At 62.4% G+C, this 17,283-nt stretch carries 15 protein-coding genes and 1 pseudogene; 6 read left to right on the forward strand and 10 right to left on the reverse strand.

Annotation, left to right across the window (positions count from 1 at the left end):
- Positions 1 to 198 precede the first annotated feature (198 nt).
- From CQ12_RS08275 to CQ12_RS08285, 3 genes are all read right to left on the reverse strand, one after another.
- On the reverse strand, positions 199 to 465 hold the full coding sequence (locus tag CQ12_RS08275; protein WP_057834826.1) for a hypothetical protein: 267 nt from the start codon (positions 463 to 465) through the stop codon (positions 199 to 201).
- A 165-nt stretch (positions 466 to 630) separates the two neighbouring features.
- Positions 631 to 1,080: a nuclear transport factor 2 family protein gene (locus tag CQ12_RS08280; RefSeq protein ID WP_057834827.1), complete on the reverse strand. Its 450-nt coding sequence runs from the start codon at positions 1,078 to 1,080 to the stop codon at positions 631 to 633.
- Positions 1,081 to 1,321: 241 nt separating this feature from the next.
- Entirely contained in the window at positions 1,322 to 2,146 is an 825-nt protein-coding gene (locus tag CQ12_RS08285) for a hypothetical protein (protein WP_057834828.1), read from the reverse strand.
- Between the two features lie 1,129 nt (positions 2,147 to 3,275).
- Between CQ12_RS08285 and CQ12_RS08290 the strand changes: the two genes are divergently transcribed.
- Both CQ12_RS08290 and CQ12_RS08295 read left to right on the forward strand, forming a co-directional pair.
- Positions 3,276 to 3,689 carry a hypothetical protein gene (locus CQ12_RS08290; RefSeq protein WP_245309799.1) on the forward strand — a complete coding sequence of 138 codons (414 nt, stop codon included), beginning with the start codon at positions 3,276 to 3,278 and terminating at the stop codon, positions 3,687 to 3,689.
- Between the two features lie 367 nt (positions 3,690 to 4,056).
- Positions 4,057 to 4,938 (forward strand): FkbM family methyltransferase, encoded by an 882-nt coding sequence (locus CQ12_RS08295; RefSeq protein WP_057834829.1) that lies wholly within the window; start codon positions 4,057 to 4,059, stop codon positions 4,936 to 4,938.
- Positions 4,939 to 5,250: 312 nt separating this feature from the next.
- Here the strand turns inward: CQ12_RS08295 and CQ12_RS08300 are convergent, their stop codons facing one another.
- Positions 5,251 to 8,418 carry an AAA family ATPase gene (locus tag CQ12_RS08300; RefSeq protein WP_245309800.1) on the reverse strand — a complete coding sequence of 1,056 codons (3,168 nt, stop codon included), beginning with the start codon at positions 8,416 to 8,418 and terminating at the stop codon, positions 5,251 to 5,253.
- Positions 8,419 to 8,493: 75 nt separating this feature from the next.
- Positions 8,494 to 8,619, reverse strand: a pseudogene (locus tag CQ12_RS47615) (double zinc ribbon domain-containing protein); the annotation flags it as partial.
- A gap of 978 nt (positions 8,620 to 9,597) precedes the next feature.
- Here CQ12_RS47615 and CQ12_RS41995 point away from each other — a divergent pair.
- From CQ12_RS41995 to CQ12_RS08315, 4 genes are all read left to right on the forward strand, one after another.
- On the forward strand, positions 9,598 to 9,816 hold the full coding sequence (locus tag CQ12_RS41995; RefSeq protein ID WP_245309803.1) for an SEC-C metal-binding domain-containing protein: 219 nt from the start codon (positions 9,598 to 9,600) through the stop codon (positions 9,814 to 9,816).
- A 752-nt stretch (positions 9,817 to 10,568) separates the two neighbouring features.
- Positions 10,569 to 10,751, forward strand: a complete 183-nt coding sequence (locus CQ12_RS08305; protein WP_057834831.1) for a hypothetical protein — start codon at positions 10,569 to 10,571, stop codon at positions 10,749 to 10,751.
- Between the two features lie 131 nt (positions 10,752 to 10,882).
- Positions 10,883 to 11,062: a hypothetical protein gene (locus CQ12_RS43540; RefSeq protein ID WP_157088070.1), complete on the forward strand. Its 180-nt coding sequence runs from the start codon at positions 10,883 to 10,885 to the stop codon at positions 11,060 to 11,062.
- 249 nt (positions 11,063 to 11,311) lie between these two features.
- On the forward strand, positions 11,312 to 11,740 hold the full coding sequence (locus CQ12_RS08315; protein ID WP_057834833.1) for a hypothetical protein: 429 nt from the start codon (positions 11,312 to 11,314) through the stop codon (positions 11,738 to 11,740).
- Positions 11,741 to 11,912: 172 nt separating this feature from the next.
- Here CQ12_RS08315 and uvrB read toward each other — a convergent pair whose 3' ends face one another.
- The 5 genes from uvrB to CQ12_RS08340 all read right to left on the reverse strand — a co-directional run.
- Positions 11,913 to 14,891: an excinuclease ABC subunit UvrB gene (gene uvrB / locus CQ12_RS08320; RefSeq protein WP_083519192.1), complete on the reverse strand. Its 2,979-nt coding sequence runs from the start codon at positions 14,889 to 14,891 to the stop codon at positions 11,913 to 11,915.
- 108 nt (positions 14,892 to 14,999) lie between these two features.
- A complete protein-coding gene (locus CQ12_RS08325) occupies positions 15,000 to 15,212 on the reverse strand; it encodes a hypothetical protein (RefSeq protein ID WP_245309801.1) in 213 nt (70 codons plus the stop codon).
- A 14-nt stretch (positions 15,213 to 15,226) separates the two neighbouring features.
- Positions 15,227 to 15,466 (reverse strand): hypothetical protein, encoded by a 240-nt coding sequence (locus CQ12_RS08330; protein WP_057834834.1) that lies wholly within the window; start codon positions 15,464 to 15,466, stop codon positions 15,227 to 15,229.
- Positions 15,467 to 15,620: 154 nt separating this feature from the next.
- Positions 15,621 to 16,841, reverse strand: a complete 1,221-nt coding sequence (locus CQ12_RS08335) for an NAD(P)-binding domain-containing protein (protein WP_057834835.1) — start codon at positions 16,839 to 16,841, stop codon at positions 15,621 to 15,623.
- Positions 16,831 to 17,283: LysR substrate-binding domain-containing protein (locus CQ12_RS08340; protein ID WP_245309802.1), on the reverse strand; the 453-nt coding region annotated here is incomplete at its 5' end. The genes CQ12_RS08340 and CQ12_RS08335, both read right to left, overlap by 11 nt.

The raw sequence follows: 17,283 nt of genomic DNA on the forward strand, positions 1-17,283 counted from the left end.
AACGCCAGAGACTATGCTCTGTCATTTTGATCTGGTCCTTGAAACTGGAATTAAAAAACGGCAGCGCGCCCAACGGGGCGTCTTCATCGACGCCGGGCCGACATGCCGAACTTCACTGTTGCAGCCAGAAATAGAGCAGTTCGGCTAAAACGCAATTGCCGTTTTTGCATTGCACAAATGCGGCGGTTTCGGTCGCTTTTAGCGGTCGTGGCGGCGCACCGGCTCGCGTTCGATGGCGATTTCGGCGTCGCGAATGGCGATGATGCCGAACAGCAGGGCGCCGCCGATACCGCCGATCACGGCCCCCAGCGGCATGAAGGTGAAGAACACCAGCATCCCGCTATAGCCTTCAAAACTCGTGGTTTTGAAGATTTCCACCCAGATGAGACCCGCCCCGATGCCCAGCGCTGCGCCTCCCAGCGCCCCCAACGCCAAACCAAGCAAAGCCAGCAATGCGATTTTCATAATGTTCTTCGGGTCCGGAAACAGCCTTGTGGTGTGTCACGGCCGGAGCGATCAGGTTCAATGGCGATCGGAAAATGAGCAGCGCCTCAGCATGCAGCGCAGATGTGCAATTGCGTGGCCGAAGCCCCGTCCACACGCATACCGGAATGACGAGTTCGCAACCGTCTAGATCGGGTCCGGTCGCCGGCCGGTCAGGATCGCGGCGATGTCGCGCTCGAGCAATTGCTGCACCAGGTCGAAGGTGTCGATGATTTCCCTGATGTGGCTGATCTTGCCGTCGCGCAGCGTGTAGAAGCCGGCGATGTCGAACTGCACCATGCGCTGGTTGAGGTTCTTGCGGAAGAACACGCGGATGAACGCGGCCGCCTTGTCGCCCTCGGTGACCAGCATCGGCACTTCGCAGCGCAGCTCGGAATAGCGGGCGCGCACCGCATTCCACATCTCGCGCAGCTCGGCCTTGCCGCGGCGATGGCCCATATGCGGGAGGATGTCGATCGGGGCGTTGGCGAGGGATTCGCAGTCGTCTGTGCAGCGCTCCAGCGCGGCTTCGACGTCGCCGGAATACAGGACGTTGAGGAAATCCAGCACGCGCTGGCGATTTGATTCCTCGGTCATTCGCCCACCTACCTGGGTTCGAGCCGGCTTTCGCGGGGCCGTATCCATTGTGAACGGAACGGCGCAACTAACAATCGGCAAAAGGACTTAAAGTATTCTGAAAGGACTTTGACGCGCCTGCCCGGGAGAAGGTTCAACAGCGGCCGCGACCCGGGCCTGCGGTAGGCCATCACCGTTTCCGCGACGGGGCGGCTCCCGCAATGCCGGTCGCGCTATTTTCGGGTAACCATAGCGGCACCTGTTACCGCTTGGCGAATTCCGCTTCCGGCACGGCCTTGCTGGTGGTGAGGTCGATAACGAACCTCGTCTTCTTCTCGTGGCCGGGCGGGACATAGGCCTCGCCGGGGCCCAACTCGCCAAACAGCTGCTTCGGCTTCGGAAAGCCTTTGGTGCAAGCGGTCTCGATCGTTGTCTTGTCGGCATGGGCGATCTCGACGGCAACCGTATCGGGTGCTGGTCCGGCGCCAAGCTTGGCGAAGCCGAAATATTTCGACGTCTCCTTGCATTGGACGACGTTGGACCCGTAGGCGCCGACGGCGTCTTCTCCGGTCACGAAATAGTTCAGGGACATATCGATCGCCTTGGAGAAGTCGCGGGTGAACACCATTTCGGCGACGCCGGATTCGAGATGGCCTTGCCCGATATGGCCGGTGACGCAGATCAGCCGGTCCTGCTTGTCGTTTCGAGCAAGCGTGATGCAATCGTTGACCTGAAGGCCTGGTTGATATCCGTTGAAGATGGCGGCGCCGTCCTTCTGCTCGAAAATCACCGAGCCGCCGAAATCATTGGCATGGGCTTCGCAGCCGCTCTCATAGTTGACGACGAGCAGCGTGCTGCCGTCGGCGAGGAATTTGCCGCTGTAGCGGTCCGGCCGCAGCTTGACGTCGCACCGCTTGCGGCCGGGATAGGCCTTGGCCCGCCTGCAGGACGATCCCTTGATGTCAGCGGCATCGCAGAATGTCGCGAGCAATGGCCGGTCGGCATTGAGCGCCTTGTCCCTGGCTTGCGCGAAGGCCGGCGCGCTGAGGCCGAGTGCGAGCAGGATCGCCGCGCCGATTGTTTTCAAGGGAGTCTCCCGTTGCTGCCGTGTCGCACTAGACCGGTTTTTGTAGCCGGCGACAATGCACGGGTTCAAATGTCAAACAGCCAGTCGTCGTAGGATGGGTGGAGCGAAGCGATACCCATCATTCGTGGGGAGGGCTCCTTGATGGGTTTCGCTTCGCTCTACCCATCCTACGGACTGCCACATCAGCAATAAACCGGCTTTCTCGGCCGTCGACAATGAGCAGATTCGAATGTCAAACAGCGAGCAACGCTTTCCCCGCGTCATTGCAAGGATTGAAGCGACGAAGCAATCCATGGCTCGGAGCGCTCGGAGGGATGGATTGCTTCGCTTCGCTCGCAATGACGACCCACACACCTCCACGCTCTCGCGGCACATTGCGCCCGAGCTTTGCGATTGGCGATGCCCTCGAAATCGAAGAGGGCGCAGGGAAGGCCGGGTGCCCATGACACCCGCAGTCGTGCGCACAGGGGTGCACACGGCGAACTGCAGGTGCGCCGGAACACCCGGCCTTCCCTGCGCAATGGTTTTAACGGCCTATAGCGCGCTCTTCCCGGAGCCGAATTCCTTTGGCCTCCGTCGCTGGCGGATTGACGATCGATCGAAGTCCGGTCGGGCCAGATCAATCTCCGCCAGCTTGACACCAGCCACGGGTGCCAGAACCACACGCCTTCGCCGTACGCGGCTTCATCAGCCAGAACATTTCGATTGACCCGTATGCTGCCAAGCCGAAGTTCTGGTTGAAGCGTTTAAGCGCCGTTCGTCGCGCGCGGTTCGATCGCTCACGGGACAAAGCCCGCCCTGCAACCACCTGCGCGCCCGACGCTGCCGCGTCCACCGCATCCCGCGCCCAACGTCCGTGACGATCGCGATACGCCCCTCCAGCGGGTGCGGGATGGCCGGAGTTGTAGGGGTGATTTGGGGTAATCGCGAAGCGGATTATTTTTGCAGGGACGGCTGGACCAAGCCATGCCTGATTTGCCCTGTAAGCCACGCAATCTCTAGTAGTTCTCTCGCGAGACTGCCCGGGCTTGTCAGGCTTGGCGAGCGCGCCGGGCGAGGGGGCTCGCGTTGCGCACCGATGCTCGAGACAGCGTGACCCCGGTCACGGCAGACCGGCGCGCAGGTGCACATGCTGGCGTTCATCCTCGCCACGGTCCTTTCCGGAGCCGCCGCCATGAACGCCCTCGCCACACCGAAATCATCGCTGCAAAACCGCCTCGAAGGCTTTGCGCTCACCGCCATCTTCCAGGGCGTTCTGACCTTCGCCGCCGCCACGCTGCTGCTCAAGCTTGCGCATCACCAGATCGCCGGCGGCGCGGTGTTCCTGGTGGTGGCGGCCTCGATCTTCCACGGCCTGTTCACGCCCTGGCTGGCGCCGAAATTTCCAGGATTGTTCAAGAACAGCTACGAGCCGTTGTTCTTCGACGCCGGCCTGTCGTTCACCGACAAGCTCGCGCAGTGGCGCTCGCAGCCGACCGTGTCGCTGCAACTGGTGACGAGTGTGATGATGCTGTCGGTGCTGGCGGTCGCGGTGGCGAGCTAGCGTGTGAACCTGCGTCCGATTTGGGACGCATTCCGGACTTGCTCGAACGTCAAGCGACGTCCGGATTGTCCCCGCGTGAGTGTTCCTCGATGTACGCATGATTTGCCCAAACGACAAGCGGGGGGCAAACATGGCGACGACATCCGGAACTTCCACGACGATGGTCAAACGTCCAGGCATGGCTTGAATGCCTTCTGCTGCGCGCTCGGAACTTTCAGAAGACGCCTCTAGTGAGGCTCAATAGAGAAATTAGCGCCGCGACAATGATGATTGCATCGCAGGCGCGACAAACTCTGACGCCACAGTTTGGTCAATTGTCCAGCACAGCTTGTCCGCATGTTTGCTGCATCACGTTCGTGAGGCCGCCATGCTTGCTCGAAAGACCGCCCGGTTCCTCCTGAAATATGCGTCGAGCGATCCACTGAAGCTTGCCGATATCGTGCACCGCCGCGCGATCGAGCAGTTCAGAGCGCCGCCGACGGGGCTCGCGACCACGCGCTTCAATGGCGTGCATTACGAGATCGACATGTCATTGCATCGGCTGATGAAGAAGTACTTTTTCCATACCCACGAAATGTTTCTCGAACGCATCTTCAAGCGCTGCCTGACTCCCGGCAAGACCTTCGTCGATATCGGCGCCAATTGCGGCTACTGGTCGGCCTTTGCCTTGTCGCTCGTGCGCCAGAGTGGCGAGGTGCACGCCTTCGAGCCAGTGCCGCAATATTTCACTTTTGTCCAACGGCTCGCCGAGCTCAATCCCGGTTATCGGGTGATCGCCAATCAAGTTGCCTGCGGCGCGCGACCTGGCGCCTTCACGATGGCCGTCGTCGCGCCACGCGCGGAGAATTTCGACAATTACGATACCAATATCGGGTCGAGTTCACTTGCTCCCGGCTTCCTCGACCACGCGAGCGAGCTGACGGAAAATATCACCGTTGAGGTTATCGCCTTCGACAATTATGTACGCGAGCGGAAAATCGATCTCGACCGCGTCGGCCTTATCAAGATCGACGTCGAAGGTTTTGAGGCCGAAGTATTCGACGGCATGCAAGGCGTGCTGGCAAAGAGCGGCCACAAAGTGCCAATTCTATGCGAAGTTCTCACCGATCTGAATCGCCCCGAGCCGCTGGACGGCAGACGGATCATTGAACGCCTTGAGGATTGCGGCTACCGTTGCCTGGATGCCACGCATTTGCGACCGATCGATCGTGACGCGCTTGGCTTTGAAGAGAACATTCTCTGCCTCTGACACCCGCCTCACTCATTGCTCATCGGCATCTTTCAACAGGCTCTCTGCACCCGGCAAGAATGGCTTACGATAGTGTCGACGCGCACGTCGATGAGCCACTTTCGAGTCCGGTTGGGTCAAAAGCCGCTATCAGCCAAAGCTGGTGCCCCGTCCGTTGAGTGCCCAGAAGCTGACTTGGGCCAAATCGCTCCCACTGATCCGCCATGGCCCAAACGAAGCAGATCCGTTTTTCCGCAAAAGAGGACATCGCCTGGTGTGCTTCAAGGCAGTCAGAATTCCGGCTGGCAGTGACGATTACCCGGACTTCGACTTCTATGCGCTTAGTTCGTCGAGTAATGCCGCCGCGTTCTTCAAGTCGGGTGTGTCGAAGCCCTCGGTGAACCAACCGTAGACCTGCGCCAGGAGACTGCGTGCTTCATCGCGCTTGTCCTGGTCGCACCAGAGGCGGGCGAGGCTGATGGCGGAGCGAAGTTCCCAGAGCTTTGCCTCCTGCTGGCGCGCGATCGTGAGGGCGTGGCGAAAGTCGGCTTCCACGTCGGCCTCAACGCCTTGCTGAGTGGTCCGCAACAGCTGGCCTCGGCGACATCGCAATTCGGCCTCGAACCACCGCACGCCCGATTTCTCGGTTAGAGACAAAGCCTCACATAGTCGGCCGAGCCCGTCTTCGGGCGCTCCCGTCTTCACGTGCGCCGTGGCAAGCTGCGCGAGGTAGAACGGAAGTGTCCACGCCGCGCCGGACGCTTGGAATCTTTCGATCCCGAGCCGCAGCAGATCCATCCCGGCGTCTGTTTCGCCGTCCTCGACCATGGTCCAGCCGCGATATGCCGTTCCCATCGCGAGAAAGAAGGCAAAGCCCTGCTCGGTAGTAAGCGCAATGAGCTCATCCGCGAGCCGGCGCACGGTCCTGGGATCGTCGAGCACGAAATACAGCCGGCAGGCGACGCTTAACGCGAATGCGAGGCTGATCGGGTGCGACAGCTCGCGCGCCTCTGCCAGGGCTTGCCTGCTCCGCCCCCGGGCCTGATCGACGAAACCTAGAAGCCCGAGCGTCAGCGACAGGAAGGAGAGCATCGCCACGCTGGCGTTCTCTGCGAACAGGACCGTCAGAGATCGATGCCGCGTGGGATCGTAAAGTGCGAGCCCTTGCTCGAGATGCGCGCGCGCCAAACGCAACTCTCCGCGATGCAGCCAGCTATCGCCGACCGCCCGATGCCCGGCCACCAGGGCGGCCCTGTCGTTTTGTCGTCCGGCCAACTCGAGCAGTTCTTCGGCGGCACGATGCGATAATTGCGTCTCGGCGCGCACATGGTGATGGATGAACTCGCCCCACAATGCTTTGAGCAGATTCGGCGTGTCGTTCAGCAGCTCGCAGAGATGACGCGCCCGCGCGTAGGCCTTTCCGGTCTCTTCGGCCGCATGGCCCTTCGCGGCGATCAGCGCGCCGCCGATAGCGAGTTGAAGTTGGAGTTCGGTGCGTTGGCTCTCGGCGGCGTCCGGTAAATGGGACAACAGATCGAGCGCCTTCCGCATCTGTCTGATCGCTTCCGCCGTGGCTGAGCGCGCTTTGGAGCGTTCGCCGGCCTCCTGCCAATAGGAAACTGCCTTCGCGATCAGCCCGGCATTTCCAAAATGGTGCGCGAGGATCTCGGGTTGCACTTCGGCGCTCGTCGCGAACTTCTCCTCCAGTGCGCCAGCGATACGGGCATGCAACTCACGACGCTGGCCGCGTAGTAGCGTGCCGTATGCCGCATCCTGCACCAATGCGTGCTTAAAGAGGAAATTGGCCTCGGATGGTTCGCCGCGCCGGAACACCAACCCGGCCCGTATCAGCCGGTCTAGCGCCAATCGCAGCTGGCTCTCGCTCCGGCGCCCGGTGGCGGCGAGCAGATCATAGGAGAACTCCCGGCCGATAGCCGCGCCGAGCTGCGCGACCTCCTTCGCGATCGGGCCAAGCCGGTCGAGCCTCGCCATCAGCGAAGCGTGCAACGTGGGCGGCACCGCGAGGCCCGGGAGTGGCGCCGTGGTGACGGCGCGCTCGACCCCCGCGGCACCTGCTTCGAGCACAGCCTTGGTCATTTCCTCGACGAACAGCGGCACACCATCCGTTCGCTCGGCGATCTCAGTGACGAGCTCGGGCGGAAGTCCCCGGTCGCCAGTCATGCTCCGGATCAACGCGGCGCCCGCTTTCTGATCAAGGCGGTTCAGAACCATCGTGCTGACGTGTGACTTCCCGGTCCATACAGACTGAAACTCGGGGCGGAAGGTGATCAGCGCCAGCACCGGCAGAGTGGCCACCTGATCGATGGTCCGGTCCAGCAACTCGCGCGAGCTCGGATCGATCCATTGCGCGTCCTCGAAGACCATCATGATTGGCTGCCGCCGGGCAAGACCTTCAAGCTGCCGGAACAAGGCATCGAAAGTCTTTTCTTTCTTTCGCTGCGGCGTGAGGGCAATCGGCAGATATCGCTCGCCGGTCGGGATAGATAGCAGCTCGGCTATGATTGGGATGTCCTCGTCGGGCGGCAATGCCGGGGACAGCAGCGCCTGCAGCTTGTTGAGCCTGTGCTCCGGCGTGTCCTCGCGCTCGAAATCGACGGTTCGCTGGAGCTGAGCGATGAAGGGATATAGCGCGCTGTCCTGATGATGCGGCGAGCAGAAATATCGCAAGCCGGTGTGCGGTTCGCCCCCGATGCGCTCCTGGAGAGCCGCGACAAGGCGCGATTTGCCAATTCCCGGTTCGCCCGCCAGCAACACGACCTGACCACTGCACGTCCTGGCCCGTTGCCAATGCTGCACCAGCAGCTCGATCTCCTCCTCGCGCCCAACCAACGGCGTGAGCGCTGCCGCATGGAACGCCTCAAAGCGGCTTTCCGCTTTTCCCTCACGCAGCACCCGCCAGGCGCGCACCGGCGCGGCAAAGCCCTTCAGCGTCACCGCGCCGAGATCCTCGTAATCGAAGAGGCCGCCGATGAGCCGCCGCGTATCCTCAGCGATTACCACCCCGTCGGGCTCGGCGAGCTCTTGCAGTCGGGCGGCCAGGTTCGGCGTTTCGCCGAGCACCGCCTGCGACTCGGCGGCCTCGCTGCCGATGAGGTCCCCCACGATAACGAGACCAGTCGCGAGCCCGAGACGAACCCGCAGCTCGAGATCCGGTAAGGCGCTCGGCGCGTGCCGGGCCGCGGCAATCTCGAGCGCAGCGCGCACCGCACTCTCGGGATCGTCCTCGTGCGCTGAAGGATAACCGAACAGGATCAGCATGCCATCACCGATGTAGCGGCTGATGGTGCCACCGTACTTGCGGACGATCGCCGCCGCGCCATCGCGATACTCGGCGATGACCTCCCGTAGATCTTCCGGGTCGAGCTTTGTCGCAAGCGCTGTCGAGCCGACGAGGTCGCAGAACATCACTGTTAGTTGGCGGCGCTCGGCGGAAGAGCTTGGCGTGGATGAAAACGCAGAGGGTTCCGTGATCTGCGCCACGGCGGATGTCGACGCTCGGGTCCCTGCCGATAGTGGCGCGGCTGCCGTCAGCGTGAGCGCTGCGCCGCAGTCGCCACAGAACCTTTTACCCGACGGGTTGTCTGCTCCGCACGCGGGACAGCGCAAGATTAGCGGTGCGCAGCAGTCGCCGCAGACCTTGTTACCCTCTGGGTTGACTCTGCCGCAGCTCGGACAATCCATATCGCACCCGATCAAATTGCTGATCTACATGAGCTCTCATCGGTTTCCCTCTAAGGGCGAACCTTCAGAGCGCGACATTGCTCGTTTAGTTCCGGCAATTCCGGGCGAAAGCAAGTGGGAAGCTTCTTGGCTGTTGCATTTGCCATTTCGAACGCAAATGCGAGTCGTGCGATTAAGAACGGTTTGTGCATGGAAAGCTCCCTATGAGACAGGGATATTCGCACCACGACTTTCAGCAAAATTTTAGTCTGATCCGCTCGCATCAAATGTGCGCCGTTTCACATCTTGCGGCTATTGTCTCCTCCTAACCGCCTCAGGACTCAACTTGCACGAGGTCCGAACCGAGCAGGCACATCGAGAACGTGCAAGGCTGCCGAGATTATGCTATCGGGATTTTACGCTTTGCCTGCAACATCGGCGGGCGCTTCAGCGTATATGTTGGGACTGCCCCGCGCTCTATCTCGAACGGTCCTCAGCCGGTAATTCGCCGAGCTATCCGCGGAGCCTGCTAAATCTCCAGCGATTTGCGGAGGCACAGGCATTGGCAGCAATCGCTCTACAGGTACGGCAATCGCTCTGGCGCAGCCGCAGCTCCGATCCGCTAGATCATCACGGTGCCAACACCCAACCGGACGGAGAAAAAGATGATCGGGAGAAGCATCGTCAGCCCCCGTGCGATCGCACCGGTTTCCGCGCGCTGGACCGCCATATCCGGCTTTGTTCGCAGGACGGCTGAGACAGTCTCCGACTTCGCCGGCATCGCTCGCAACCTGGTTCTGGACATACGCGATAGCTACCGGCCCGAGCTGCACTACATGCGTGGCCCCGGCCCGAAATGGCACGCCAAGCATCAGCGTTGGCCAGGATCCCGATGATGGAGGCCGGCCACGCGCACCAAATCTGTTGGCGGCTTTCGGAACGTCCAGCGTTGTGCTAGCTACGCCGCGCGGCGATGGGCCGCGTTTCAACCAACGGGGTGTGCCATGTGCAAGCATCGCGATCTCGAAAACCTCCCCAGCTTTCAGCATCACGCGTAAGCGGCGGAAGTCCTTCCCTTCGGAAACCTATGTCAAGCGCGGGCGGCGTGTCGTCCATGGCGATGTCGAGCTGATCGAAAAGCTCGGCCGCAATGACCTGTGTCCATGCAACTCCGGACGCAGGTTTCAAGGCCTGCTGCATGCAGTCCGGTGCGTATGACGGATCGAACCGGGACTATTACTTTTAGGGAGTAGCCGCAGATCGCGGTGATCCAACCACGCGTCATTCCGGGCGCTGCGAAAGCGGTGAGCCCGGAATGGCTTTCGGCACGTTGTGCTTACCCTCAAACGGGAGGCGGTACGGTTTGTTTCCGTTCGGCAATGCTGGAACGCAATCTTCCACAAAGGATCTCATGATCCGATCGAGATCGTGAGCATCAAGCGCATCGCATACTGAGAAGCGAACTTTAACCGTCCAACCCACCACCGCTCGTTTGCAGCGGTATTTCCAATCAGAGGTCGACGCCGAGCTGTTGCGCTTTTGCCACCTCATTTCAAGCGCGCTGTGCTTATAAGGTGACTGGGGGCAATCGGCATGTTTGACATATACGTTCGTAGAAAAGAGTTTCTAGTTATCCGACGAGGAGCGCCACTGCCTGCGGGATTGGCAAGCGGCTGGAGAAAGAAGCGGGCGGCACGCGCTGTTAGCGCCGAGATAAGCGGCGTGGTTATGCGGGAGGGCTTCTACACACGCTCACTGATGTCGCTGATCGATGCTCCCTTGGACGTACCAGCTGGTTAGAAACGGAACGTCCTGGGTTTTAAAAAATCGATGAACTCGATCGCGCTTGTCGCTCTCGGCGAATTTGGGCGGCTCACCAGCGGCATCTCCCAGCTCTGACCTAACATTTGTTAGTTCAGCTCCCTGTTCTCCGTGCCACCGTCACGGAAAATTAAGACAGGCAGGGGACGATGAAGGATTATCAAACCCATCTGGAGAAGCTGCGTAAAGACGCGGCCGAATGCGCGCTTGTCAGGGATTTGGCTACCGACAAAGCGAAGCGTGACATGTTCGACCGGCTGGCGCGGCATCTCGAGCAATTAGCCGACGAGGTTGAGCGTGTGATGAAGGCTCGAAAGACCGGCTCAATGTAGCGGATGCGGGTATGCGGGCAAAGGCGCTACTCGTTCTGCTGGGTGCCACAGCGTTCGCGGCTTACACTGCAGGCCGCCACAGCAGTCCCGCTAATGCGCCAGCCGCCGCGGCCGCGCAGCCACGGCCCCTCGTGGCCAAGCCCGTTGCCTTCACGGCACCTGTATCACCACCTGTTGCAGCGGCCGCGACCTCAGGCGTTACCAACAATCCGGTTCACACCATCAAGGCGCTACCCGAGAAGGCTGCGGCCACCCACGCCCCGGAGAAGGCTGCACCGCATGAGAGCAAGCGCAAGCTGAGAGCGCACTGACTGCCGCTTCTATCGCCGCCAATCCTCATCAAGGCGAATCGTTGTCCTGACAACATGCGCAACTGGAACAGCGTGCAGCTCGCGGAATGCCTGTTCTCCGGCGGTTCAGTTCTCTCGAAAGTTCCAGCCATGGAACCGAAGTTGCTGAACTTTGCGCCCAGACAATGCCATGAACCTGACCAAGCCTGTCGCAGCTTCGCGCATCACGCAAAGCGATCCAGATCGATTTGCTCGAACCCAGGGGTGGACATGAAGTATGTGACAGGATTCCTCGCGGCAATTCTGCTGATCCTGAATGTGCCGGAGGCAAGTTCTGCAGTACGCATCACGAATGACCGAGGCGGTCAGATCGGGACTTACATCGTCAAATATCAGCGGCTGGCCTCATCGGGCGAATCCGTGATCATCGATGGTCTCTGTGCCTCGGCATGCACCATGGTTCTCAGCGCGCTCCCTCCCGACAGAATCTGCGTAACTCCGCGCGCGGCGCTCGGCTTCCATGCCGCCTGGAATTACGGCGCCAACGGCCGCACCTTCACTGATCCCGAAGCAACCTTGATGCTGTACTCGACCTATCCGACGCCGGTGCGCCGCTGGATCGCCCGCAGGGGCGGTCTCACGCCTCACACGATCTTTCTGAGCGGAAGGTCGCTGCAGGGGATGTATCGATCGTGCTGAATATTCCATCACTGCATCCGACAAACGCGTCGCGTTTGCGCGAGGGAGCGTAGCGACGAAGCAATCCATGCTTCCGCTTGTGGTGAGAAGGATTGCTTCGCGGAGCCTGTCATCGGGCGCGCATTGGCGCGCGCCGTTGGCTCGCACTGACGGCTGTTGAAGCGAGTGGCGGCTACCTCTTCTTCCACCCGCCCCGATGCCCCGGCGCACCGCCGCTCGATCTTGGCGCTGGACCGAACTCCGGCCCCGATTGCCGCGAGTCCGTTGGCTGGAAGATCTTGCTGCCGGGGGCCATGTTCGGCTTGCGCGGTTTGGCGCCGCCGGGGCGGTAGGGGAGGGATTCGGGGCCGTGCATTTCGTCGAGGTGGGGTTTATGGACCTTGCTGCTGATACCGCCTTGTGGAGAGAGCCCCTCACCCCGACCCTCTCCCCGTGAAGGACGGGGAGAGGGGGAGGAAGCGCGGCTGGACTTTAGGGCTGCCTGCACGCCCTTCTTTTTCATGGCGCTGACGGGGAGGTTGGCGGCGTCGCCGTATTTCCTGGTGCCGGCGTAGGCGCCGGCCTGCTTCTGCACATTCCGCTGCTTCGCGGTGGGGTCGTCGACGACGGCCATCTCCGTCGCACGCAGGCGTTTGACTTCGTCGCGCAGTCTGGCGGCTTCCTCGAAGTTCAGGTCGGCGGCGGCTTCGCGCATGCGGGTTTCGAGGTCGGAAAGGACCGCCTCGAAATTGTGGCCGATGCTGATGACGTCATCGGCCATGCCGCCGTCGCCGATTTCGACCAGCACGTGGTCGCGCTCGTAGACGGAGTTGAGGATGTCGCCGATCGACTTCTTCACGCTCTCCGGCGTGATGCCGTTGGCCTGGTTATATTCGACCTGCTTTTCGCGGCGGCGGTTGGTCTCCGCAATGGCGCGCTCCATCGAGCCGGTCATCTGGTCGGCGTAGAGGATCACCTTACCGTCGACGTTGCGCGCGGCGCGGCCGATGGTCTGGATCAGCGAGGTCTCGCTGCGCAGAAAACCTTCCTTGTCGGCGTCGAGGATGGCAACGAGGGCGCATTCGGGAATGTCGAGACCTTCGCGCAAGAGGTTGATGCCGACCAGCGCGTCGAAGGCACCCAAGCGAAGATCGCGGATGATCTCGATGCGTTCGATGGTGTCGATATCGCTGTGCATGTAGCGGACGCGGATGCCCTGCTCGTGCAGGTATTCGGTGAGGTCTTCCGCCATGCGCTTGGTCAGCACCGTGATCAGCGAGCGGTAGCCGGCCGCGGCGGTGGCGCGGACTTCGCCGACGAGGTCGTCGACCTGGGTGCGGGCTGGACGAATATCTACAGGCGGATCAATGAGTCCGGTCGGGCGGATCACCTGTTCGACGAACACGCCGCCACTTTCGTTCAACTCCCAGCCGCTCGGCGTCGCTGACACCGCGACCGATTGCGGGCGCATCATGTCCCATTCCTCGAACCGCAGCGGACGGTTGTCCATGCAGGAGGGCAGGCGGAAGCCGTATTCGGCGAGCGTCGCCTTGCGGCGGAAGTCGCCGCGGAACATGCCGCCGATCTGCGGCACGGTGACGTGGCTTTCGTCGGCGAAAACAAGCGCGTTATCGGGCACATATTCGAACAGCGTCGGCGGCGGCTCGCCGGGGCGGCGTCCGGTGAGGTAGCGCGAATAGTTCTCGATGCCGGCGCAGCTTCCGGTCGCCTCCATCATTTCGAGGTCGAATGTGGTGCGCTGTTCCAGTCGCTGCGCTTCCAGCAGGCGGCCCTGGTTGTTGAGCTCGTCGAGCCGCTGCTTTAATTCGCTCTTGATCGACTTGATCGCCTGCACCAGCGTCGGCCGCGGCGTCACATAGTGCGAATTGGCGTAGATCTTGATGAATTCGAGATCGTCCTGCTTGTGGCCGGTGAGTGGATCGAATTCTTCTATGTTTTCCACGGTGTCGCCGAACAAATTCACGCGCCAGGCGCGGTCCTCATAGTGCGCCGGGAAGATGTCGATGACGTCGCCGCGCACGCGAAAAGTGCCGCGGGTAAAATCGGCCTGGGTGCGCTTGTATTGCAGTGCGACAAGGTCGGCGATCAATTGCCGCTGGTCGATGCGCTCGCCCTTCTTCAACGCAAACGTCATCGCGGTATAGGTCTCGACCGAGCCGATACCGTAGATGCAGGAGACCGAGGCGACGATGATGACGTCGTCGCGTTCCAAGAGCGCGCGCGTCGCCGAGTGGCGCATGCGGTCGATCTGCTCGTTGATGGACGAGTCTTTTTCGATGTAGGTGTCCGTACGCGGTACGTAAGCTTCGGGCTGGTAGTAGTCGTAATAACTGACGAAATACTCGACCGCGTTGTCGGGGAAGAAGTTCTTGAACTCGCCATAGAGCTGGGCCGCCAGCGTCTTGTTCGGCGCCAGGATGATGGCGGGGCGCTGCGTCGCCTCGATCACCTTGGCCATGGTGTAGGTTTTTCCGGAGCCGGTGACGCCGAGCAGCACCTGGGTGCGGTCGTTGCGCTCGATGCCCTCGACCAGTTCGGCGATCGCGGTCGGCTGGTCGCCCTTCGGCTGGTATTCGGACTTGATCTCGAAGCGCACGCCGCCTTCGGATTTCTCCGGGCGCGGCGGCCGGTGCGGTGTCCAGACCTTCAGCGAGCCGTCGTCCTTGCGGAATTCCGGACGGCCGTCGCGGATCAGGTTTTCCAGCGCGTCGGCGGTGGCCTTGACGCCGAGCGCCTCCATCTTGTTGCGCGGCGGGCGGGCGAGGGCTTCGTCGTCGTCTTCCGCGGTGGGCAGGCCGAGCTGGCGCGCGAGTTCGGGGTCCAGCGTCGGGATGGTGGCCGAGGTGCCGTAATTGGCTTGCGGGGCTTCTTCGAGGCCTTGTGCGGCATCGCGTTTTGCGACGTCATCGCTCGTCCCCTTGGTCGAGGCCCGCGCGCGATGCGCGGCGGCCTCGCCGCCGGCGCGGCGGTCCCAGGAATTGTCCGGCGGCGGCTGCAGGCCGGTGCCCGAGCCCATGCCGGCATCGCCGCGGTTGAGCGCGGGATTGAGCAGTTCCGCCAGCGCCGGTCCGATCGGCTGAACGTCCGGCCGGTGCGCCTTGGATTTGGGGGTTTTGCCTGATTTTTTGGGAGTGTCGGGTTTCTTCGCCATGCGGCGAATATGGGACGAGTCAGCCAGCGAGAAAAGGGCAAACGGCTGCGCAATATCGGGCGCTTCCACCTGTCAGCAGATGTCAGCAAGATCAGGAACCGCGCAATCTCAGAACAGCAGGTCCCCGGTATCTTTTCTTGCCGACGCCGCCTTGACGATGTTCAGATGAATTCCGCCGCAGCGTGTGCAGCGCATGGTCCAGTATTCGGCACCGGCGCGGCCGAGGATGATACGCAGCACGGAGAGCGGGGCGCTGCAGTCCGGACAGTTGGAGAGCACCGGCGTCGCCTGCAGGGTCTGCTCGGCGGTGGAGATGGTCAATTTGCCGACCAGGGCTAGGTCGGGCTCTCCGCCGGCCTTGCCGGGCTCGCGGCGAACCGCGGGCCGAACCGGTCGATGTGCGCCTTCGCGTCCGCGATCGCCGCTTCCGGATCCGACCACGCGAAACCGACTTCGAGGGTCGGAAAGGCCATGCCATCGATCACCACCGGTTCCTGATCCGCCCGTTGAATCCTGGCGTGCCATAGCCCTCTCCCTGCCTCGAACGACTGAATTTCAAAGCTGCCATAGATCATGGCGCGACCCCCGGAATTGCCCATGGCGCGAGGAGAGCACGGCGCGGGGAAGGGAGGTGTGAAGGAGTTCACATGTGGTGGAGTTTTTCGGTGATGGTGGGAACGCGCTCACTCCTTCTCCCGTCCTTCACGGGGAGAGGTCGCAAGAGGTCGTTCACCGGTGTCCCAGGATATGATCCGCCAGCACCACGGCATCGTCGCCGACGCCCGACAGGAACGAGGAGTTCATCTTCGACAGCCATTGCAGGCCGAGGAAATACAGGCCGGGCACCGCCGAGATGCCGTTGCGGTGAACCGCATCGCCGCGTGCGTCCGTTACCGGGATATCGATCCAGCTGAAATCGACGCCGTAGCCGGTGGCCCAGATCACCGATGCGATGCCTTCGGCGGCAAGGTCGAGACGCATGAGCGGCGCGGTGACGCTGGGCGGCTCGGGAAGCGTGGCGCGGGCGCCGGTCTCTTCCGGCAAATCGAGGTGGCGGCGTTTGACATATTCATCGACGGTGTCGAGGAAGGTGGTGTAGGCGATGTCGCCGTCGTGCATTGCCTTGTCGAGGCCCGGCGCGATCTCGATCACGCCGCCATCAGCGGTGTCGAGATGGCCGAGCAGGATCACGCCGCGGGCGGCGAAGTCGCGGAAATCGATGGTGCGGCCGCCATAGGCGCCGGAGATGACAGGGCCGAGGCGCGCGGGCCCGCGCTCCTCCGGCGTGATCTGGTCGAACTGCATTTCGGCGAGCCACCAGATCAGGTCGCGGCCGCGGTAGCGGCGCGGCAGGCGGCGGTGGCGGCCGACCGAGAGATAGACGCGGCGGCCGGCCTCAAGCAACTCTTCGGCGATCTGTGCGCCGGACGCGCCGGCGCCGGCCACCAGCACCGCGCCCGGCGGAAGCTGTTCGGGATTCTTGTAGGCGGAGGCATGAACCTGAAACACCGGCAGATCGGCCAGCAGGTCCGGGATGATGTTGCGCTGATAGGGACCGGTGGCGACGACGACATTGCGCGCCTCGATGGTGCCGTCCGTGGTCTCGGCGATAAAGCGCTTGTCCTCGCGCTGCGACAGCCGCGTTACCTCGACGCCGCAGCGGATCGGCGGCGCGACGAACGACGCATAGGCTTCGATGTATCGGATGATGTCGGCGGTGTCGGAAAACCCGTCGGGATCGCTGTGCGGAAACGGAAACTCCGGCAGCCGCACCGACCAGTTGGGAAACTGGAATTTCAAACCGTCCCAGCGTTCGCTGCGCCAGCGCTCGGCGATGCGGTGGCGCTCGACCACCAGATGCGGCAGCCCGCGCTGCTTGAGGCGATGGCTCATCACCAGCCCGGCCTGGCCGCCGCCGATGACGAGCGTCTTTATGGTTTCAACCGGCATGTCTCTGGCCCCTGCGTCGCGTGGCAGGTTCTGCCGCCGCGCGAACAATCCAGCGCCGGAACGCGGCGAAATCGCGTTGCCCTGTGCTGAACCCCCGATACACCAGATACCAGCGCATGCCTTTCGGCACACTTAACGCAAACGGGGCGACCAGCCGGCCGGCGGCCAGGTCGTCGTCGATATAGGGCCGGATGCCCATGGCGACGCCGAGGCCGTCGACCGCGGCCTGCAGCGCCTGGCCGTAAAATTCGAATTCCGGCCCGCGGGCGGTGATGCGCCCCGTGCCCGCGGCCTCCAGCCATGCCGGCCAGTCGTCCGGCGAATGGGCCACCCGCAGCAGGGTCGGCCCCTTCAGGTCGGACGGGCGCTTGAGCGCGTTGGCCAGCCGCGGGGCGCAGACCGGCAGCAGGTCGGCGGCGAACAGCGGCTCGGCGATCAGGGC

Source organism: Bradyrhizobium jicamae, from assembly GCF_001440395.1.
GTDB classification, from domain to species: Bacteria; Pseudomonadota; Alphaproteobacteria; order Rhizobiales; family Xanthobacteraceae; genus Bradyrhizobium; species Bradyrhizobium jicamae.